Annotated in this window: 23 protein-coding genes and 2 tRNA genes; 8 read left to right on the top strand and 17 right to left on the bottom strand. The window is 54.4% G+C overall.

The window, feature by feature from the left end:
• Window positions 1-17: 17 nt before the first annotated feature.
• From E8K88_RS18005 to E8K88_RS06735, 7 genes are all read right to left on the bottom strand, one after another.
• Window positions 18-185: a hypothetical protein gene (locus E8K88_RS18005; RefSeq protein WP_168797266.1), complete on the bottom strand. Its 168-nt coding sequence runs from the start codon at window positions 183-185 to the stop codon at window positions 18-20.
• 178 nt (window positions 186-363) lie between these two features.
• Window positions 364-684, bottom strand: a complete 321-nt coding sequence (locus E8K88_RS06760) for a DUF3579 domain-containing protein (RefSeq protein WP_136405897.1) — start codon at window positions 682-684, stop codon at window positions 364-366.
• Between the two features lie 461 nt (window positions 685-1,145).
• Window positions 1,146-1,505 carry a hypothetical protein gene (locus E8K88_RS06755; protein WP_136405896.1) on the bottom strand — a complete coding sequence of 120 codons (360 nt, stop codon included), beginning with the start codon at window positions 1,503-1,505 and terminating at the stop codon, window positions 1,146-1,148.
• 213 nt (window positions 1,506-1,718) lie between these two features.
• Window positions 1,719-2,090 (bottom strand): hypothetical protein, encoded by a 372-nt coding sequence (locus E8K88_RS06750; protein ID WP_136405895.1) that lies wholly within the window; start codon window positions 2,088-2,090, stop codon window positions 1,719-1,721.
• Window positions 2,087-2,485, bottom strand: coding sequence for a roadblock/LC7 domain-containing protein (locus E8K88_RS06745; protein ID WP_136405894.1), 399 nt, complete (start codon window positions 2,483-2,485; stop codon window positions 2,087-2,089). The genes E8K88_RS06750 and E8K88_RS06745 overlap by 4 nt, the downstream gene beginning before the upstream one ends.
• The gene (locus tag E8K88_RS06740) at window positions 2,482-3,030 is read right to left on the bottom strand and encodes a GTP-binding protein (protein ID WP_136405893.1); all 549 of its coding nucleotides are present in this window, start codon (window positions 3,028-3,030) and stop codon (window positions 2,482-2,484) included. The genes E8K88_RS06745 and E8K88_RS06740 overlap by 4 nt, the downstream gene beginning before the upstream one ends.
• 74 nt (window positions 3,031-3,104) lie before the next feature.
• On the bottom strand, window positions 3,105-4,073 hold the full coding sequence (locus tag E8K88_RS06735) for a hypothetical protein (RefSeq protein ID WP_136405892.1): 969 nt from the start codon (window positions 4,071-4,073) through the stop codon (window positions 3,105-3,107).
• Between the two features lie 962 nt (window positions 4,074-5,035).
• Here E8K88_RS06735 and E8K88_RS06730 point away from each other — a divergent pair.
• A tRNA-Sec gene (locus tag E8K88_RS06730) sits at window positions 5,036-5,131 on the top strand.
• A 377-nt stretch (window positions 5,132-5,508) separates the two neighbouring features.
• Window positions 5,509-6,009: a GNAT family N-acetyltransferase gene (locus E8K88_RS06725; RefSeq protein ID WP_240754376.1), complete on the top strand. Its 501-nt coding sequence runs from the start codon at window positions 5,509-5,511 to the stop codon at window positions 6,007-6,009.
• Window positions 6,010-6,753: 744 nt separating this feature from the next.
• On the opposite strand, the gene E8K88_RS06720 is transcribed toward E8K88_RS06725, so the two are convergent.
• Entirely contained in the window at window positions 6,754-7,839 is a 1,086-nt protein-coding gene (locus E8K88_RS06720; RefSeq protein WP_240754375.1) for an acyltransferase family protein, read from the bottom strand.
• 76 nt (window positions 7,840-7,915) lie between these two features.
• Here E8K88_RS06720 and E8K88_RS06715 point away from each other — a divergent pair, with 76 nt between their 5' ends.
• Complete coding sequence (locus tag E8K88_RS06715; protein WP_136405891.1) at window positions 7,916-8,200, top strand: hypothetical protein; 285 nt, start codon at window positions 7,916-7,918, stop codon at window positions 8,198-8,200.
• A gap of 62 nt (window positions 8,201-8,262) precedes the next feature.
• Here the strand turns inward: E8K88_RS06715 and pcp are convergent, their stop codons facing one another.
• The 6 genes from pcp to E8K88_RS06685 form a co-directional block, all read right to left on the bottom strand.
• Window positions 8,263-8,913 (bottom strand): pyroglutamyl-peptidase I, encoded by a 651-nt coding sequence (gene pcp, locus E8K88_RS06710; RefSeq protein ID WP_205880036.1) that lies wholly within the window; start codon window positions 8,911-8,913, stop codon window positions 8,263-8,265.
• The gene (locus E8K88_RS06705) at window positions 8,914-10,401 is read right to left on the bottom strand and encodes a M20/M25/M40 family metallo-hydrolase (RefSeq protein ID WP_136405890.1); all 1,488 of its coding nucleotides are present in this window, start codon (window positions 10,399-10,401) and stop codon (window positions 8,914-8,916) included. It lies immediately after the preceding gene.
• A 355-nt stretch (window positions 10,402-10,756) separates the two neighbouring features.
• The gene (locus E8K88_RS06700) at window positions 10,757-11,290 is read right to left on the bottom strand and encodes a hypothetical protein (RefSeq protein ID WP_136405889.1); all 534 of its coding nucleotides are present in this window, start codon (window positions 11,288-11,290) and stop codon (window positions 10,757-10,759) included.
• The gene (locus tag E8K88_RS06695; RefSeq protein ID WP_136405888.1) at window positions 11,287-11,703 is read right to left on the bottom strand and encodes a phage holin family protein; all 417 of its coding nucleotides are present in this window, start codon (window positions 11,701-11,703) and stop codon (window positions 11,287-11,289) included. Before E8K88_RS06695 ends, E8K88_RS06700 begins: the two co-directional genes overlap by 4 nt.
• Before the next feature lie 116 nt (window positions 11,704-11,819).
• Complete coding sequence (locus E8K88_RS06690; protein WP_136405887.1) at window positions 11,820-12,125, bottom strand: glycine zipper domain-containing protein; 306 nt, start codon at window positions 12,123-12,125, stop codon at window positions 11,820-11,822.
• A gap of 230 nt (window positions 12,126-12,355) precedes the next feature.
• The gene (locus E8K88_RS06685) at window positions 12,356-13,135 is read right to left on the bottom strand and encodes an SDR family oxidoreductase (RefSeq protein WP_240754374.1); all 780 of its coding nucleotides are present in this window, start codon (window positions 13,133-13,135) and stop codon (window positions 12,356-12,358) included.
• 359 nt (window positions 13,136-13,494) lie between these two features.
• Here E8K88_RS06685 and E8K88_RS06680 point away from each other — a divergent pair, with 359 nt between their 5' ends.
• The 5 genes from E8K88_RS06680 (at window position 13,495) to E8K88_RS06660 (ending at window position 18,630) form a co-directional block, all read left to right on the top strand.
• The gene (locus tag E8K88_RS06680; RefSeq protein WP_136405885.1) at window positions 13,495-15,186 is read left to right on the top strand and encodes an electron transfer flavoprotein-ubiquinone oxidoreductase; all 1,692 of its coding nucleotides are present in this window, start codon (window positions 13,495-13,497) and stop codon (window positions 15,184-15,186) included.
• Between the two features lie 414 nt (window positions 15,187-15,600).
• Window positions 15,601-16,563, top strand: coding sequence for an NAD(P)H-dependent flavin oxidoreductase (locus E8K88_RS06675; RefSeq protein WP_136405884.1), 963 nt, complete (start codon window positions 15,601-15,603; stop codon window positions 16,561-16,563).
• 202 nt (window positions 16,564-16,765) lie between these two features.
• A tRNA-Arg gene (locus tag E8K88_RS06670) sits at window positions 16,766-16,840 on the top strand.
• A gap of 323 nt (window positions 16,841-17,163) precedes the next feature.
• Window positions 17,164-18,045: a hypothetical protein gene (locus tag E8K88_RS06665; RefSeq protein ID WP_136405883.1), complete on the top strand. Its 882-nt coding sequence runs from the start codon at window positions 17,164-17,166 to the stop codon at window positions 18,043-18,045.
• A gap of 15 nt (window positions 18,046-18,060) precedes the next feature.
• Window positions 18,061-18,630, top strand: a complete 570-nt coding sequence (locus E8K88_RS06660) for a hypothetical protein (protein WP_136405882.1) — start codon at window positions 18,061-18,063, stop codon at window positions 18,628-18,630.
• 179 nt (window positions 18,631-18,809) lie between these two features.
• Here the strand turns inward: E8K88_RS06660 and E8K88_RS06655 are convergent, their stop codons facing one another.
• The 3 genes from E8K88_RS06655 to infA form a co-directional block, all read right to left on the bottom strand.
• Window positions 18,810-19,103 carry a hypothetical protein gene (locus E8K88_RS06655; RefSeq protein ID WP_136405881.1) on the bottom strand — a complete coding sequence of 98 codons (294 nt, stop codon included), beginning with the start codon at window positions 19,101-19,103 and terminating at the stop codon, window positions 18,810-18,812.
• Window positions 19,104-19,507: 404 nt separating this feature from the next.
• Window positions 19,508-19,798 carry an RNA recognition motif domain-containing protein gene (locus E8K88_RS06650; protein WP_136405880.1) on the bottom strand — a complete coding sequence of 97 codons (291 nt, stop codon included), beginning with the start codon at window positions 19,796-19,798 and terminating at the stop codon, window positions 19,508-19,510.
• Window positions 19,799-19,919: 121 nt separating this feature from the next.
• A complete protein-coding gene (gene infA, locus E8K88_RS06645) occupies window positions 19,920-20,189 on the bottom strand; it encodes a translation initiation factor IF-1 (RefSeq protein ID WP_136405879.1) in 270 nt (89 codons plus the stop codon).
• Window positions 20,190-20,461: the final 272 nt, after the last annotated feature.

Raw genomic sequence — 20,461 nt, 5'->3', positions numbered from 1 at the left:
GGCTTACGCCCCTTTAATTAACCTTGGTGAGCACGCTTACCTGGGTTCTTTTTGCTGCGTGTGTGCACGCCGCGCTCGTCGCTCACGCGCTGACCGCCGCCATCACGTGGGATGTGGTAGCCTTTTGGAGCGACTGGACGAGGAGAGGCTTTACGGTCAGCTTCAGTGAAAAATTTATTGGCCATGACGGCTCCTGCATTAGAAGAAGTGTAGAAAACCCGCTATTCTAGTGCAGATAGAGCATTAAGCCCAATTTTCTCTGCTCAAGAATCAATTCGTACCCGAGCTACAGGTGTGCGGAGTGGAAAAAAACCAAGCGCTGCGCTCAAATGCCTTTTTTGTACCGACGAGTGCAGCAATCAATCAGGGCTTCGCATCAGGCAAAAGGCAAGCATCGAGTGTCTGCAGATTATTGTCCCTGGCAAAGTTCATCACGAAATCCCAGGCCATCGGCTCATGGTCACGCAATGCCGAGCGCACCACCACGCATTTGACTCCATCGATCACCGTTGGCACACACCATGGCGAATAGACAATGTGGTTGCCCGGGAGCATGCCGCTCGGCCTGAAGCCGCTCATCACGCCCGCCAGTCGCTCAGACCAATCGCTAGGGCGAAAGGTTTTGCCATCTTTGGTTTTACCCAAGATGAAAATTTCTTGCGGGGTAGATGCAGCACTGGACATGGTTGGCAGGTGCCCCGAGGTCAGCTTTTGACCAACTCGTCTCGAGCACAAAGCTTAAAGGAAAGGGATTCTACCGACTCTCGGCCAAGAAAGCGCAGATACCCACGCGAATGCACCACTAAAGTCGCCTGGGCTTGACGAATCAATGGCCGCGCCTTAGAGCCTGTTCATCAGCTCTGTGCAGTCGCACAGCACAAGAAGCGGCAACAGGCAATGCAGCAATGCTGCATTGCACTTTTTGCTCCTTGCGTGACTGTGGGAGATGGCAAACAGGCTCTCACTGCTGCGATCTGGCAATCGGCCATGGCATCAGCATGATGCACTCTGATGCGCCAGGCAAAGGCTCACAATCTGTGTGTATGCAACGCACCGGCAAGTCGTGCGCACGCTCCCAGAGCGACGCACCCAATGCCAGAGGCCAAGTCAGGCAGGCGCAGACGGCCGGTTGAGAAGCGCTTGGCTCAGAAAGTCATTTCCTTATCAACGTCTTGCACTTTACGACGTGCCATCGCCAAGTTAGAGCGCTGCTTATCCAGTACGAAATAGATGAACACGCCATCTTTGCGCGATGCCGGACGGATGATGTGGTAGTGCTTGCCCAGTGTGATCAGAATGTCTTCAATCACATCGTTGAGACCCAGCGCACGCATGGTTTTCATTTTAGCGCGCACCACTTCGGTGTTGCCTGCAGCAGCCACTTCCAAATCCACGCCAGAGCCAATCGATCCCAGCATCATGCCGCTGGCTGAGTCCACCACGGCAGCGCACATCGCGCCATCCACTTCCATCAGCTCATCCAAGGTCTGTTTGATTGTCGACATAACGGTTAAATCCTTTCGAAAGATTTAAAGAATCTACTATTGAATTGGAGCAAGGCGCTCCATCGAAAAACGACACCTACAAGAGAGTTGTAAAGCGGTCTTATATTCACAAGCATTGACCAGTGCGTGCATCGTGTGAGGACACCCGTTTGCGCGGCAATAATGCAATCGCGCAACATCGCTTATAAGCCCATCTACATCTTACACATTTTTTTACAGTTCATTCACCATTTGTGCGATCGCCTGCGTGCGCCTTTGCCATGCAGCCCAATCAACAGGCGCCAGATGAATGGACAGTGAGAGCAAAAACATATCGTGGCCGCATTGCAACATCGTGATGCGGCCATGCTTGTGTAAAAACACACACGCCTGCAAAGCCCCAAGCTCTGCAAACGGTTGTTCCAGTCGGGCACACAGCCGCCAGTAATCACTGGCAGCTTCGGAGAGGATGGCAATATTGTCATTGCCCCCTGACGCATGCCAGACCATGCCAGTGGAGATCTCCACCAGCACGCAGCCTTTCAGATCTGGAAAATCAAGTGCGAGTTGATCCAGCGCTTGGCGCAAGGCGGTCGCATCGCTCATGCTTCTGCCAACTGACGTGCCAGTTGGGCCGTGCGGTAGGCGACTTCGCCAATGAGCACCCCTTCTTGGGCAATGACGTTGATAATCAGCTCGACATCATCGCGGTAGACGCTGCGCACCACAGCAAAGCCCGCGTCAGTATCGATGGTCACGCTGCGGCTGCGGCCCAATTGGGCTTCGTGCGAGACGACCCCACTGATGGCTGCAATTGAGCTGGCCATTGCGGCGATGCGGCTGGCATCCATATCTGCGCGCACCGCTGAGGCCACATCAAAGCCGTCGACAGACGCAATGACCACTGCTTGGATCTCTAGGATATCGTCCATGAGCTGCTGGGCCTCTTTGTGCGCCAAGCTGATCACAACGGGCGGGAGGGGAGAATTTGCGGCACTCATTTATTGTTTTCCATGTGTAGGGATGCCTCCATTTGTGCAAGAAGGCAGTCAATTAATAACACAACATCATCACGCTCGCGCACATCGACGGCCATCACAGGCAACACCAATCCACGCGCACTCGCGGCATTGGCATAGTCGTCCAAACTGGGCGTCGGGTGCGACTCGGCTCTACCAATACCAATCACACATGGCGTGTCTTTGCTCAGCTCTTGGGCAAAACCATCCAGGTACACGCCCAAGTCCTCCAACGGCTTGGGTTTGGAGTTGTCGATCAAAATAATGATGCCCAGCACGTTCTTGGCTAAGATCTTCCAAAGAAAATCAAAGCGCATTTGTCCCGGCGTACCGAAAAGGCGAATACGGTCCCCATTATCGAGCGACAGCAAGCCAAAATCCAAGCCCACCGTAGTCCGCTCCTTGAGCACTGACTGGTCGGTATTTTGCACATCAGTGATCACCGGCGCGACCTCACTCACGGCAGCAATCGCGGTCGTTTTTCCGGCCCCCATGGGGCCTGTGAAAAGCAATTTGTACTCAGTCATAGCTCAGCAATAAATCCGTTAACAAAGGGCTTGCTTGATGGACACGCTCGCTGCAAGCGGCAGCCCCACGGGCATCAAATACGCAGACGGCGGCGAATCGCACTGACCAGACTCAAACTGCGCTTGGGTGACGATGCCATGCCTGAATTATTCGTCAGCGCAGCAGATTGCTGCGCGGCCGAATTCTCAGCCATTGCAGGCCCACCGCCTGGCATCGCAGCCACACGCGTATCCAATAATTCCGAATGTAACAGGGTCGACATCCAACCTTCGCATTCTTCGACGCTTGCACCCGATAAATTAGACAATTCATCCAGCTGCAAAGCCTGCTTGGAGAGCAATGAAGTGATGCGCAAGCGTTTGGCGTCATTGCCGATGATTTGCGCAGGTGGCCAGCGGCGCAGCAAATAGCGCGAGTCGGGATCGAGCTGCGGCCCAGCCAAAGCATCTGATGCAGTGCCAGATGCGCTCTGCCCGGCCGAGTCAGCCTCCGCCCTCAACTGGGTTTTAACCGCCGGCGCGGCATGGGCAAGCGCGTCAGGAATCACCAACGGCTCAACCTTGACAGCAGGTGCTGGCGCCACTCTGACGGGCTCTATAAACGACAACCCGGCAGGCTCGGTGATCGCCCATTGCTCATGCTCGCTGGCCATCAGTGCTTCAGCCGGTGCGTCAATAGGTGCGCCGTCGGGCATTGGCACAGCAGGGGCTTCCGGCAGTGCAGTCCCTGATAAAGCTTGCGCCGTCTCAGCCAACCACTGCACCATTGCCTGTGCGCGTATCGGGCGTATCAAAGCCGGCATAATTTCCAAGCATTGTTGCCTGCTCAAGTACAGTGTCGGGCCGATAGACTCACCGCGTGCCTGCCGCGCACGGTCCAGCTCCCATGATGCGCTGTCGGCAATCCACGCATGCGCACTGTCGCCATCAACCAATTCCCACGTATGCGAGAGTTGCTCGCTCGATAAACGAAAGATGGTTTTAATCAAAATCACCTCATCCAGAGGCAAGTCACGCAAACCAAGCTGTAAAAGATTAGACATAGCTGATGAATGGGTCAATGCAGTGTTGCAAGCTTGTGCCAGGCAATAACACACTCATCCCGCAACCGCCTAAAGCGACTGGCGACGTGCTTGCACCACGCATAATCACTGTGCCTGCATTACAGCACGTATTCACGATACCGCTTAGCCACAAACTCCGAACAAATACGCAGATTCAGGGCCGGAACCGGTTTATGCCTGCATCCCTGCCATGCCTTAGAGCATGTCGGGAGCCTCTCACAGCCCCTAAAACCTCGAATTTGCAAAAAGCGACCCATTGATTTCATTCACGAAATTATAGAAATAAAGGTATTGAGAGATTCCTTGTTCACAATCTCCACGCAGCCGCGTTGCAGCCCCAAAGGAGGCAATGCGCGGCTAAAACCGCAATCGGGTTGGCTGGCCGGCAAGGATATTTAACAAAGCTTGCACCATTGGAGCTGCAACGCGGCTGCGTGGAGATTTCGAACAAGCTCTTAAAGAAGTCTCCAACCAACAGCCCTCGTTAGCGCAGTGTGGCTTGTTAAAAAATCTCGTGGACCGCTCTCACTCCAGCAACAAGTTGTGTTCAGCGCTTCGCTAGAAAGCGTTATTTTTACTGAATTGCAAATTTTTGGCTTCATTTTTAATTAATTATTTCTTAACACCGCATCCATGCTGGTACACGTCAAAGGACTTGAAACCCCGCCAATGCGATATAAGCCATTGATATGTATAAAATATAGAGGTTTTTTGCAGAGCAAAGTTAGCATCTCGTAGCAGGTTAAGCGACACATTCGCACAGCCACGGCAGGTTGAATACGACATTGCGCGCATGCTACGCTCCTAGCGAGCTACGGCGCCAAGTGATAAATAGCCACTCACGCAGGACTAGTTGCTTATAAAATCTAGCGCTGGTCAGTCAAAGGTCTGTCCCAAAGAGCCGCCCAATGGCACTTTGAAGTGGGCAAACAGACGACCGTGGAAGGCATACGCATCCGGTGGTGCGCCCGGGCTTCAAACCCGGTAGGGGGTGTTAGACACTCCCTGGTAGGTTCGACTCCTGCTGCTTTCCGCCACTCAATTACTGCAGTCAAGTGCCTCATCGTCCAGATCAATCCCAGCCCAAAGGGAAAGACGATTCGAGGCCAAGCGAAGGGCTCTCACCCCGAAGCCCTCGAGGTCATCTTTCCAGAACTGGCGCAGGTCTTGGCCGATGGAGCCCGTAAGAGAGTCCTGCATGGCTAACCAACACAGAAGGGAAGGCAATGATATCGCCTCCGCCGCCCTCACCGTGCCTGGCTTTATCTGGCGGCTGTCTTGGATTTGCGCTCACGCAAGACCATTGGCATGTGGCGCGCTCCATGCAGGCCGGCCAAATTGGTATGCAGAGCACAAGTGGTAGCTGCCACAGACACCCAGCGACCAACCGCATCACGCCCCACCCTTTTCCATCGTGGAGCTTGATCTCTTTGTTCAATTTTTCGCACACAACATGGGCCTCTCACTCCACGCCTTCTCTGACATTCCAGTCCAACAGTGGATGACATTGCTGAAGCATCCAGATGTGATCCGTCACATGCCTTTGGCAGACACCAACTGGGATGAAGCTGCGATTGCAGCATGGGCTCAGGGAAAAGATACCCAATGGAAGGAAAACGGCTATGGGCCACTAGCAATCCGAATGGATGGCCAATTTGCAGGCTGGGGTGGTTTTCAGCAAGAGGATGGGGAGGCCGATTTCGCTTTGGTTCTTTTCCCAGAATACTGGGGACAAGGAAGCCAGATTTTTCATCACTTCATGCGCTGCCGCACTGCACTCGGCATTGAGACTGTCAGTGTCTTGCTCCCGCCCAGTCGGCTGCGCACTAGAGGTCTTAAAAGGCTGGGGTTTGAACACGTCGCAGATGTGCTTCACGCAGGGCAGCGTTTTCATAAGTTCCGAGTCGCCGGATAAAGCGGCAAAGCATTGCTGCAAAGAACCCAGACCAAACTTCAGCCTGCACCACGAAAGCTTAGCCGGGATACGCCAATCGGGTTGGCGCACCGGCCCTGCCCCGCACCGCCTTCTTCCAGCTGGTGCATAACGACTTCGCGGCGTCAGCCACACACTCCCACCCCCTCATTGTTCTTTCATTACGAAATACCTGACCCAAGCTGGAGCCCATCGGTTGATGGCTATTTGTTCAGACAGCATATGGATTGGGCGCAAGCAGCTTCGTTGCGCTAGACGATCTGCTCTAGGCCAATGAACCCTGGGAAACTGACGAGCTAGGTGCAAGCGCTGCGCCAGCCTTCGCTCGGAGGCATGCAAGGTCAGCAAATAGACCTATCGGAGCAGGTTGCCATTGCTCCGGTCGCGCCGCGCGGCCATCCCGAGAGCCTCCATGTTTTGCTGGCATAAGCCCAGCATGCGCCGCACATGCCGACCATCGCGCCGTGCGCACGCATTATTGGCAGGCCAGCACCCATCCGGGCCTCTGAGCAGACCATTGCGTCTATTCCAGCAGCTGCAACACGATCGTGCAGACATTGGGTTGTACGAGGGTGAGGTGTTGTTTTCGCGCATGGATTGGCGCATGCAACACCTGGGGTGAAGCTCTATAGGTTCCATGCAAAATGGCGCTGACTGAAAACAGCCAACGCCATCCAGGACCGTGTGTGCACTGCCCGCGAGCAAGCACACCTGACTCGCTTGAAATTAAGCTGCGGTATATTTTGCGGGTGCTGTGGCATGCGCAGGCTTGGCATGCGACTCGCCCTTGTCACGCAGACCCAGTGCCCAACGCTCAATCGTGTAGAACGACAGCATCGCCAGCAATGCCGACAGTGGCAGACCAATGGCTACCACCCATGGCCACTCCAAATTGGCACGCAAATAGCGCACGATCGGGTAATGCCACAAGTAGATACCGTAGGACATCTTGCCCAACCATACCAGCGCAGGCAGACTCAGCATCTCAAATAGCAGGCCTGTTTGCTTGATCACGGCGACGATGATCGCAACAGCAGCCAGTTCAGCCAGCGTAATGCCCCACAGCAAGGCACCAGCGTCACCCCACTCATAGCCAATGATGGCAAATGGCAAGATCGGCAGCGTCCACAGCAGGTATTTTTGGCGGGCATGCAAAGCTTCCATCCACTCGGGGCGGTGCACCGCAATCGCAGCCAGTGCGCACCCCAGCAACATGCCCGTAGCGCGCGTGTCAAAGCGGAAAAATACTTCGTAAAACTGCTGGCCTTGGGTATGGAGCCAATAGACGCGCCAGACAAACATCAGCGCCACCAACAGCAGCACCGGACGCCAGAGCTGTTTGCGCGCTGTATAGGCCAGCAACAGCACCAGCAAAGGCGGCCAGACCAGGTAGAAATGCTCTTCTACCGACAGGGACCACATATGCAGCAGCGTGTCAGGGCTATCAAAAAAGGCAATACCGTAATCGGCCAAATACAGCGCCGAAACGACCACATCCTGGTTGATGTCGTCCAGCTCGGGCCAAACCAGCGGGGCAAGCAACCAATAGGCTGCCAAGAACACCAGCAACGCGGGTGCCAGGCGCAAGAAACGGCGCTTGTAAAAGCGCCAGTAATCCAATCGTCCCGATTGTTGGTGCTCTTTGAGCAGCAAGGACGTAATCAGAAAGCCACTGAGCACAAAGAACAGGTCGACACCTAAAAATGCACCATCGAACATGGGCGCATGCACGTGCGACATAAACACCAAAATGATTGCGACTGCACGCAAACCATCAAGGGCGGGGTTGTATTTGAGGCTGAATCCAGACAAACCACATCTCTCCTATCAACTTTCGGCAGGTGCAGAACACTGCCGCGGACCCAGTTCGTGGCACAGCCTCTCACTCATGAAAAACCGCCCTTCAACGCAAACCATGCGCGTGCTGGGAATGAATTTAGTCCATCCACCTAACGCAGCAGTTGATGCGCCGGTTGACTTCTTTTTTGACACTGGCAAACGCTCAAGTCAGAACACCTATGGTGAGAAGGCCTGCTCAGCCCACAAGTTGCTAGGCGCAGCGCCCGTCAGCACCCGTTGCGGCAATTTGGGCCTGACCTTACCCCCGCTGATGGAGAGTGCACTGGTGATCAGCGGCATCACAGGTTTGGTGTGTTTGAAAAGCCCAGTGTGAGAGCACCTGCGGCAGCAGTTGCATTGGCCAGCCGGGAGATGGCAGCCATGCAGTGCAAGGCCTTAATGCGTGGTGCCACCTGCTTCGAGCAGATCGCTTTGGGTGTGGAGTGCAACCGTCAGCGCCTGTTCAATGGCATGGACCATCACCGCCAAGTCCAGTGCTGGCTCGCCCAAACCGGTTGACCAAGGCAGGTGGATCAAGCCTGCGCGCACGGCTGGAGTCAATGCATGGCTGAAATGCAAGGCAGCGAACATCACCTGGTTGCAGACAAAGGTGCCGGCGGTGTAGGAGATCTCGGCTGGCACGCCCTCGATCTCTATGGCGCGGCGCATTGCCTTGATTGGCAGCGTCGCGAAATACGCTGCTGGTGCGTCTTGCAAGACCGGCTCGTCAACCGGCTGCGCGCCCAGATTGTCGGCAATACGTGCATCGATCAGGTTGATCGCCACGCGCTCCAGTGAGATTGCTGCCCGCCCTGCAGCCAAGCCCAGCGACACCACCAATTGTGGGCGGTGCTGGGCGATCAAGTCCTGCAGGCTTGGCAGCGCCAGTTCAAACGCCACGGGCAAAGCGGCCGCAATGACCGACACGCCAGCAATCTGCCGACCATGCAAGGCGCGTGCGACTTCCCAGCTGGGGTTGATGGCTGCGCCATCAAAAGGCGCAAAGCCAGTCAACAGAATCGGCGCAACGCCTGCCCGCTTGGCCACTCAAACCGCCGATGTTGTGGCCTGGGCCACAGACATCGCGGCGATGACTTGCGCCACTGCCGCCGTGAGTTTTTTGGCATAAGGCACATGCAAAAACTCGTTCGGGCCGTGCGCATTGCTTTTGGGGCCAAGCACACCGCAGACCATCATTTGCGCGCTCGGAAAGCTCTGGCTCAGCAAACCCATCAAGGGAATCGTGCCCCCCTGACCGATGTAGCCGCAAGAGGCGCCAAAATGGGCCTGACTGGCCGCATCCAGTGATTGCTGGAACCAGGAGTCCATGCCCGGTGCATTCCAGCCGTTGGCGCCATGCACGTCCTCCAAGGTCACACGGGCTTGGTAGGGCGCGTTGTCTTCCAGCAAGGCTTTCATTTGCTCGACACAGGCAGCGGCATCGACCAAGGGCGGAGTGCGAATACTCAGCTTAAATGCGGTATATGGGCGCAGCACATTGCCGGCATTGGCCAAATTCGGCAGACCGTCAGCGCCGGTAATACTCAAGGTAGGTCGCCACGTGCGTTTGAGCAAGGCCTCCACCGGGTCGGTGGTTGTAGGCAGCGCAAACAGGCTGGCGCCACCGCAATCGTAATGGGCCCAAGGAAAACGGGCATAGGTTTCTTCACCCAAAATGCCAGCCGTTACTTGTGCCTGAGCAATACGCTCTGGCGGTACTTCGCAGTGGAAAATCTCGGGCAGCAAATGGCCATTGCTGCTGTCTTCCAAGCGGTCCAGCACCTGGCGCATGATGCGAAAGGACGAGGGCACGACGCCTGAGGCGTCGCCAGAGTGCACACCTTCGGTCAAGATTTCAACTTTCAGCGTGCCGGTGATATTGCCGCGCAAATTGGTCGTCAGCCACAGCTGGTCGTAATTGCCTGCGCCTGAATCCAGGCAAATCACCAGTCCCACATCACCCAATTGCGGCTTGAGCACATCAATGTAAGGCAGCAAATCCACCGAGCCGCTTTCCTCCGAGGCCTCAATCAGCCCGACAATTCTTGGGTGCGGCACATTTTGGCGCTTGAGTTCTTGCACAGCAGCAATGCTGGCATACACCGCGTAGCCATCGTCCGCGCCACCACGGCCGTAGAGCTTGCCGTCCTGGTATTTGGGTGTCCATGGCCCCAAGTCGCTGCGCCAGCCAGAAAATTCAGGCTGCTTGTCGAGGTGGCCGTACATCAGCACCGTTTGGCCACCAGCCGCTGCGGTAGCTGGCACTTCAAAAAATAGCACCGGTGTGCGGCCTGGCATGCGCACGATCTCCAGTGTGAGTCCAGGCACTTTTTGCGCCGTAACCCAATCGGCAGCGTCTTGCACGACCTTGTCGATCAAGCCCAGGGCCTGCCAATCCTTTTCAAACATCGGCGACTTGGCCGGAATGGCGATGTAGTCCGACAGACGGGCCACAATATCATTGTCCCACTGATGGGAAACACGCTCCAAGGCGAGGTCTGGAGCAAATTGGCTCGATTGGGTGGGGGCATTCATAGTGCGACTCAGAAGCGGGTTCTCATAGACATAGATAGACGATGGGCTTTGGGCTTGGTCAAGGTCTCGCCGCAGACCACGCTGCAACCCCAATGGATGCGAGGCGCAGCAAGGGACGCAGTTGAACAAGCCGCCCGACGGGCATTTTGAACAAAGCTGCGTGCCTTTTGGGCTTCAACCCCAAACACCCAATGCAGGTTGTAAGGTACACAAAAGCGCATTGCTGCACTGCCCATTTGGCGTATATAGACGGTTGAGCAACTACGAACGCCATGCACGACTGCATAGCGTTCATGAACAGCCTCTCGGTCGTGGTCTACGCCTGTTGCCATAGGCACATCTTACGACGGAGTCACTAATAGCGCTTGCGCAGCGTCGTATTCACACGTTGGGCCACGCGCATACTGCGCCAGACAAATGGTGTCCACCACAGCACCGAACGGAATAGACGTTTGGGGCCAATAATCACCAGCGTGGCACCCAAGGCCAAGCCGACCGACACCGGTCTGCGCATGGCAAAATCTTTCGCATCCGCCACCCAGGGCACCGCCTGCATCAAAGCACCAGCGTCACCAAACAGAGAGCGCGGCACTGCGCTTGCGCTTGCGCTAGCCTCACCCCAAGCACTGGAGGCATTGCCATTGCCACTGCCGCCGTTGCTGGCCTGGGCTGTGGCACGTCTGGCCCGCTCCAAAGCCGGCTGCGCTGTTCGTTGGTGCAACCTGCGGCGCTGCGCCATGATGCGCAGCATCACCCGCTGCTCTTCAGGTTGCAATATCTGCGCTGCGTGTACTTCGCGCGAGGCCTGCTCAATCGCTTGTTGCAAAGCGGTAATGCGCTCGAGCTTGTCTTCTAGTGCGCTGGAATCTGAGAAGGTTTTGTCTGTCATAAACGCTCCTTGAGATCTCGCAAATCCTGGGCCAGCACTTGTCTGGTCAAGACAAAGGGTTGCGCCAGTCTGCGCACCATGCGCCACAACACAATCGCCGCAACCACCAAGGTGATCAGCCAGGCGCCGGCAATCCAAGCCAATGCCACCCCCCACTGTGGGGTTTGCCACCAACTGAGCAATACCATGAAAGAGCCCACAATCAAGGCACCAAACAGCAGCATCAGCAGCAGCGCGCCTGCAATGACGAGGCCGACTATCGCAGTGATTTGTTTTTGCCCTTCAAGCTTGGCCAGCTCAATGCGGTCATCAAGCGCAATAGAGCTCTCTTCCAACCAATAGCGTGCGGACTCACGCATACGGTCAAGACCCAACCAGTTTTGCCACTGAATCGCCACAATGCTTCCTCCCAATAGAAAAGCCAGCTAAACCAATCTCCCCGTTGAGGGGCTTGGCTTAGCTGGCTTTCAGCTTACATGAATAATTTAATCAAGGCCAATGGCCTGACGTTTGAATGCGTGTTGCAAGCTTAACGACGGGCCAACAAAAAGCCAATCACGGCACCGATTGCGACCGCGGCACCGGCCACGTGCCAAGGCTCGTCATGCGCATAACGGTTGGCAGTTTCCGCGTGATCCTTAGCCCGGGATGCTGCTTCATGTGCAGCATGCACAGCAGCTTCTCGAACATTGCTGTAACCCTCGTCAAAGCGCTGACGAATTTGGCGAATCTGAGGCACATCATCCAGATCACGGCTGGAGATGATATCGCGCAGCTCACCCACTAATTTCTCAAGGTCATCGCGGGGTTGAGTTTTTCCAGAAAAAATTCCCATAGCACACCTCTTTGATAAATGATTATTTTTAAAAACAGCCACGATTATTTATAGCGCGGCATGTGCGTACCGTATCATAAAGTGGCATTGGACACACCACTTATAGCCACAATTTACGTGACAACAGAGGTTAAAAAAAGTTCAGACTTTTTTTATTGTTGCTATGGAAACATTGCGCAGATCTTGCACCCACGATTGCAGCAATCGCGTCAATGTGAGTGGCGACCACACTACAGCGCAAAGCCATCATCGGCAGCAATTGTGGCGCCATTGATGAAATGGCTCTGTCCACTGGCCAGCAGTACCAAACTCGCGTCCAAATCCTCTGGCTGGCCGACTTTTTTGCGCGGCAGCTTGTCAATCAGTTTGCGGCCTGCATCTGTCGCAAAATGCGCGCGGTTGATTTCAGTCTCGATGTAACCTGGGCAGAGCGCGTTGGTATTGATGCCATAACGGCCCCACTCCATCGCCATCGCCTTGCTCATTTGCACAACACCGGCTTTGCTGACGGCATAAATACCAATCAAAGGCAAGACCTTCAAACCCGCCATAGAAGCAATATTGATAATGCGCGCGCCTTCTAACGGCTGACCACTGGCTTGCGAGCGTGCAATCATGCGTTTGGCCACGGCTTGGGCGACAAAGAAAGCACCTTTGAGGTTGGTGTTCAGCACAAAATCCCAGTCCTCTTCGCGCACGTCTTGCAGCTTCTGGGTCGTGCTAACGCCCGAATTATTGACCAGGATATCGATTGGGCCAGCCAGCTGCTCTGCCTCTGCCACCGCCGCCTCAATCGAGCTGAGGCTGGTCACATCCAGTTCAACTACAAAGGCCTCGCCACCGGCTTGCACAATCGCGTCTGCAGCCTCTTGCAAGCTATCGCGCCGACGACTCGCCAACACCACTTTGGCACCAGCAGCAGCCAAAGTCTTTGCAAACTGTCGGCCCAAACCGCTGGAGGCGCCGGTAACAAATGCGGTTTTTCCTATCAAATCTATGGTGTAAGCCATGGTGGTTCCTTGTATCCCTTGTATCATTAGGCCCTTTGTTCGCATCGGCCAGTTGTCCCTTGAACTGGACTGTGAAAACCGCTTGTCGTGGTGTGCAGCTCGCCCAATTGGCGATCGCTGGATAGGCAACGCGCATACCCCAGCGCCCTTGCACACGCAGCGTTTCACCTGGCCATTGCAGTACGGTGCAGTGCATTGTCACTTTTCAAACCGCCCAGTGAGTCGCACAAACGACACAGCGTCGCGCAATAGACAAGAGACATCCGGTTTTCGTGCACGATACGAAAACAGGCACCCCCAAGAACGAGTGTGACCCGCAATACAAAGCTCCAACTGGCGCGCCCCACAGGAATTGAGATATGACAAACGAAGAGATCCTCGCCCAATACGGCCCACGTGAATCCATGGAATACGACGTGGTGATCGTTGGCGGCGGACCCGCTGGCCTGTCCACAGCCATCCGCCTCAAGCAATTGGCCGCAGAAAAAGAACAAGAAATCAATGTGGTCGTGCTGGAAAAAGGCTCTGAGCCTGGCGCGCACATTCTGTCTGGTGCAGTGATGGACCCAATTGCGCTGTCTGAGCTGATCCCTGACTGGAAAGAAAAAGGCGCGCCCCTGAACCAGGCTGTCAGTGCCGATGAAGTGCTGCTGCTGAGCGAAACCGGCGCAACAAAAACCCCTGCGGCCTTGGTGCCTAATAATTTCCACAACGAAGGCAATTACGTCATCAGCCTAGGTAACGTGGTGCGCTGGCTGGGCGCGCAAGCCGAAGCATTGGGCGTGGAGATTTTCCCTGGCTTTGCTGCCACCGAAGTGCTGTATGACGAGCAAGGTGCAGTCAAAGGGATTGCAACTGGCAATATGGGCATTGGCAAAGATGGCGAGCCCACCGGCGAATTCCAGCTGGGCATGGAGCTGCATGCCAAGTACACGGTTTTTGCCGAAGGCGCACGCGGCCAACTGGGCCGCCAGCTGCTGGCACGCTACAACTTGCAAGACGGCAAAGCGCCGCAAAGCTTTGGCATTGGCATCAAAGAGCTGTGGGAGATCCCGGCTGACAAAGCCAAGCCCGGTCTGGTCGTGCACACTGCCGGCTGGCCAATGGACAAGGACACTTTTGGGGGTGGCTTTCTCTACCACATGGAAGACAACAAAGTCACGCTGGGCTTTGTGATCGGCTTGGACTACAAAAACCCATGGCTGAGCCCGTTTGAAGAGATGCAGCGCTGGAAAAAGCACCCATCCATCTTGCAGCACATTGAGGGCGGCAAGCGCCTGGGCTATGGCGCGCGCGCGATCAACAACGGCGGCATCCCCAGCCTGCCTAAAACCATCTTCCCAGGCGGCGCCTTGATTGGCTGCAACGCCGGCTATCTGAACGCCAGCCGCATCAAAGGCAGTCACGCAGCGATCAAAAGTGGCATGCTGGTGGCCGACGCCTTGTTTGAGGCTGTCGCAGCAGGCCGCCAGCGCGATGAACTCACAGCCTACCCTGAAGCCTTTGAGAAAAGCTGGCTGCACCAGGAGCTCAAAGCAGCCAGCAACTTCAAGCCCTGGTTCAAAAAAGGCCGCACCGTTGGCATGTTGATGACCGGTATCGAGCACTGGCTGCTGCCCAAAATCGGCGTCAAAACGCCGCCATGGACACTCAAAAATCCAGCACCTGACTACACGTTCCTGAAGCCCGCGGCTGAATGCGCCAAAATCGACTACCCGAAACCGGATGGCAAGATCACGTTTGACCGCCTCTCCAGCGTATTCATCAGCAACACCAACCACGGCGAAAACCAGCCTGCACACTTGACGCTCAAAAACGCCAGCGTGCCAGTCGAGATCAACTGGCGCAAGTTTGCCGGCCCTGAGTCGCGCTACTGCCCTGCCGGTGTGTATGAGTTCGTTGACGACGCCGCAGGCGAGGATGGCAAACGCCTGCAAATCAACGCGCAAAACTGCGTGCATTGCAAAACCTGCGACATCAAAGACCCGACGCAAAACATCGTCTGGGTCGCACCAGAAGGCGGCGGCGGGCCCAACTACACCGACATGTAAGCTCAGCGAGCTTACATGTCGGTGTCAGGCCGCGGCCACAAAGAACCTGCTTGAATCAGAGGTTCTGGAGGCGGCGGCCTTTTTCACGTCTATCCAGGAAAGCCCTGCCAACGTTGTTGGAAAGCCGGCGATACCAGGGTAAGCCGCCAGGCGTCTTTGGAAGGCCATAGCCACCGCTATAGGCAAAAAAAGACTTGCACAGCCTATCGCCTGAGGCCAGGCTCAGCCCACAGCAAGGAGCTGTGCATAGCTTTCCATGCGCAGGCGCTGTCACGCAAAGAACAGCCAACGGCCCGACTGCAATTGCGTGCAATAGCCAGCACCGCTACATTGGTAGCATTGGACACGCTACGCCATTTTTATATGCATGTGCGCAACCAGCAATTCGTGCGCACCCAACAAGGAGACACCCGCATGCCCCGCATCCCAGCCGCTTTGCACAACCTTCGCCTGCCTGTGATTGGCTCGCCACTGTTCATCATCAGCAATCCCAAACTGGTTTTGGCGCAATGCAAAGCGGGCATCGTCGGCTCCATGCCCTCATTGAATGCCAGACCGGCCGAAATGTTTGAAGAATGGCTTAAAGAAATCACCGAAGGCCTGGCCGAGTACAACGCCAACCACCCGAACAAACCAGCAGCACCCTTCGCCATCAACCAGATCGTGCACAAAAGCAATGACCGCCTGGAGCACGACATGGCCTTGTGCGTCAAATACAAGGTGCCAATCATCATCACCTCGCTGGGCGCACGGCCTGAAATCAACGAAGCAGCGCACAGCTATGGTGGCGTGGTGTTTCACGACGTCATCAATGACAAGTTTGCCAAAAAAGCGATTGAAAAAGGTGCCGATGGCCTGATTGCGGTGGCGGCTGGCGCAGGCGGCCACGCTGGCGTGAAAAGCCCGTTCGCGCTGATCCAGGAAATCCGAGCCTGGTTTGATGGCCCATTGGCCCTGTCAGGCGCAATTGCCACTGGTGATGCGGTACTGGCCGCCCAAGCGATGGGCGCCGACTTCGCCTACATCGGCTCGGCCTTTATTGCCACCGACGAAGCCCAGGCCTCGCCTGAATACAAACAAGCCTTGGTGGACTACAACTCAGACGACATTGTGTATTCGAGCCTGTTCACTGGCGTACACGGCAACTACCTGGCCCCAAGCATTCGCGCTGCGGGCATGGACCCCGACAACCTGCCAGATGGCAAGCACAGCGATATGAATTTCGGTTCAGGCTCCTCGAGCAAAAGCAAAGCCTGGCGCGATATTTGGGGCTGCGGCCAAGGCATTGGTGCGATCCACAAAGTACAGTCCGCCGCAGGCTTCGTCGACCAACTCGAAGCGCAATACCAAGCGGCACGCCAACGTTTGCTGGGCTAAAAGTCACCATACTGCGCGCGCAGCCTGCTTGGGATAGCCGCTGTGCAGTCAAACCGGTATGGCCCCATGCGGGCCATACCAACTGCGCGCAATTGCTGCCAAAGATCGCGCGAAGCCGCTACAATCGCAACTGTGGATGGGAGCGCCTCTTGGCTTGGAGCGCCTCCATCGTCTACATTCGGGCACGTTTACCGCGCCCAGTGTCCTGGTAGTTCAATGGATAGAACGCGACCCTCCTAAGGTTGAGATACAGGTTCGATTCCTGTTCGGGATACCAAAATTACCGTTTTTATTCAATGGCTTGCGCTGCTGAAATTCCATTTCTGGGCAGGAGCGGGACAAAATTCAAAACTCCAAGCCCTCTGCCTCTTCAAAATTGACTGTGAAGAGGCTTTTTCTTGTCCACAACAACCCGGCACAGTGCTCGCAGGAAGTCAAATCTTTCGCGGGAACGACTCAAAACGGCTATCAAAGCACTCCCCAAATTACATCAGTGTCAACAAATGCCAAAGCACGGCACAACGTGCGCCCACTCCCTTACTATGTTTTCAAGCCAGTTTGCGATCTGCAATCCAAGGCAAAAACACACGAGGGAAAGAAATGTCCAGCTTTCGACGATCCAATGGCAGGGAAGTAACGGGAACAATAGATTTAGTGCAAGGCAACACGCTACGCCTCAAGCTAGATGGTGTGGTCAAGGGTGGAAAAGCATCCCACTATCAGGTTAGAAGCTCAAGTCCTCTCATCAAGATTCAACAAAGACCCAACGACAAACAACGAGAGCAGATCATTACGTTGGATGTAAGTGATTCTGGCACAGCCAAATTAATCACCATCAGTGCGCACTCGCCGGACAACAACAGCGTGGGGGCGTCTTTTAGGATTAATATTCTGCCGAAAATAGTTTTACCCAACTTTGGAAGTGAGGTTGGTATCGTTGCTCAGTTACTTTTGGCTGAGAGCATCACGCCCAACTCACTCGATTACGGGGATGGGACTGATGTCTTTCGAGCTATGGAGCTAATGCGAGAAGTTCTAGACAACCGACTTTCCGCTGCAAATTCCTCTGAATTATTACGCAGCTATGTTGCATGTAACCCTACAACTAACGACATGCGCGGCGTTGTACAAGCCAATACTTGTGGGCGAGCACGCCTCCCACAGTTTGCAGGCTTTGATGGTGCAAGGAGTGCACCAGACGAAAAACAGCTCGATGTTATTACGAAAATTTTTGAGATAGCAAATGACGGCACTCACGGCTTCTTTGATAAGACAAGAGCGCATGTAGAAAAAGCGATTGAGATTGCTTCACGGCCTACTCAATCATCAACTATCACAGAATCCTCTTTAATCTTCTGGCGAACTGCGCGTTCCGATCCCCCATCAGCTTATGCAACACAAAGACTAGCTTTAGCTGGACAGTTTTTTTTCTCATTAAGCAATAGCTATCTTAAAAATCCACAAAACCCTGCAAAACCGTAAATTGGGAAATTCAAAATGAAATGGCATTTCGTTGCAAAAGGGATTCTTGTAATAGCTTTGGCTAGTCATGCCTGGGCAGAAAAAATTTCCTATCCGCCCATATTTTCAGACATTCCTGTCCAGCGCTTTAGTCCTATCGAGCATGAACGGTTTGATCTGATCAATCTCGAACTAAAAAATTTAATTTCCAACAGCAAGGCATCTGAGCTTAATAACAGCTTCTGCGCATCTGGTTTTATATTCTCAGACGGCAAACCACTAACTATGGTTATTTGGGAAAATAAAGATCGACTTTATTGGTGGAGAGGCTCTGAAGGCGAGCTATCTCGTGAGCAATCCCTCACTCTGTTTTTCTCCCCTGCCTCCGATCTAAAGAATTCAGTCGATGAGGACGCAGTTATGATAAGTTCCACCGCACTCAAACACTCACAAGCCAAAGCAGCTATTGATTACTGCGAGAAATTCGGTCAGAAATACCTCGTGCCCCCATTCACTCCTGAGCCAGAGAAAACCGATGATGATGAATTTGAGCTTGAGGATATTGAAGGCATTGAGGATACCCAGAAGTTGAAAGTCGCTCAATAAACCTCAAACAGCGAATTCATCTCGGCCACGCCCCGCGTATCGGCTTTGTTGCATAAATAAAGCGTAGACCGAGCCACTCCAAACCCCAGACGCAGCTACCCCACCGCAACAGTCTCTGGGCAGCCCAATGCAGTGAATTGATTCAAGATGGCAGCTCGCACATTGAAGCTACCAGCACATCACGCTAAGCGCACGTCGAAATACGCTTCTTCTCCGCCACCTAGATGCTGAAAACCTGCTTGACGGGCTTTATCAAATGCTTTGTAAAACTGCTGGGCTTGCTGCAGCTCTGGCCCGGTCAAGTTGGCATCACCGCCCTCACTAGCATCCTGGAATATTTTGAAAGCAGCCAACAAGGCCTCTGCACTGGGGAAGCTTTTTTCAAGTGACTGCATGAACTTGCGCTCCGCCAGCTCCTTGTTACGGTCGTCGATATCGGGGAAGTCTTTGAGAGTAACGGTCAGCTGAGACATAATGGCCCTTGAGTGCTTGCGAAAGTCGCGCTCAAATTCTATCGGTCTTACAACCTGCTCAGGCTTCCAACAATCGTACTAGGCTCAAAAAACGGCCATCCACGCATGTTGAGGATTGTTATAACCTGCCATTGCCTCCAGAGATTGGAGCATCGGTCTGACACAGCATGGTCCAAATTGCTGTCAGCAGCATCAATTCGCACGCAAGCAAAATAGCCAATGGGCCTTCGTTTGGGCGCAGCTGTATTGAATCCGCTCAGGCTTTCGTTTAAGAGCCTGTATGGGCCTGTCATTGCAAGAACCCATTTTTTCAACCCTGGCAATCAATGGCACAGGGTGCCATTGAAAATGGCCGCGAGAGACTGAACAGATGCCATTCAGCACGGCCTCATTGGGATTGTGGCTTAGTAGCGGCGACCACCGAAACCACCGCCGGAGGAGCGTGGCTCTTGCGGACGGGCTTCGTTGACCACCAATGCGCGGCCATTGACTTCTTTGCCATGCAAACCACTGATAGCGGCTTGCGCTTCAGCGGCAGAGCCCATTTCGACAAAGCCAAAACCTTTGGAACGACCGGTTTCACGGTCTTGCAAAACGATGGCAGATTGCACAGAGCCAAAGGCAGAGAATTGCTCTTCCAGGTCTTGGTTGCCAAAAGAATAAGGCAGGTTGCCCACGTAGAGTTTGTGTTGCATGGGATATTTCCTTGTATGCGTTGAATCGATTCGCCCACCCCCGATGAGGTGCGATAAGCGACAGAAATGCCTAAGAACGCGTTTGCATGCAATGCAAACACGTTCTAAAACTTGCGAGTGATTAGCGGCGGTTTTGGCGCTGGGGAGGCCTTGGTGCGCCACCAGCACGTGGCTCAAGATGGCGGAAGGTAATGCGGCCCTTAGTCAAGTCATAAGGAGACATTTCCAGAGTGACCTTATCGCCAGCCAAAATGCGGATACGGAACTTGCGCATCTTGCCGCCTGTATAGGCGACCAATTCATGGCCGTTATCCAAAGTGACTCGGTAACGTGCATCTGGCAGTACTTCCATGATTTGGCCAGACATTTCAATCAATTCTTCTTTTGCCATACGATTTCTTCTCGCTTAGTTGGATGAGCCACTGGTCGACAACCAGTGTGAGGCGTGTGTAAGTGCATAACGCATCGCTGCAGCTTCAGAGCGAAAGCATGGCGCGAACGTAAACACACGGTCATGGGAGGAGGTGTCATGCCCGCTGCGAATCGACAGCTTGGCTGAAAAGCCCATGGCATGAGGATGCGGTTTGGCCGATGGGGTAATGGTGTACCGGCCAGAGATATAAGAATAATTTGGGGAGAGTGAATTTTGCAAAATAATAAAAA

It is taken from the genome of Lampropedia aestuarii, assembly GCF_004803635.1.
Classification (GTDB): Bacteria; Pseudomonadota; Gammaproteobacteria; order Burkholderiales; family Burkholderiaceae_C; genus Lampropedia; species Lampropedia aestuarii.
The sequence above is the reverse complement of the archived record's forward strand: the minus strand, read 5'-3'. Positions and strand labels throughout refer to the sequence as shown.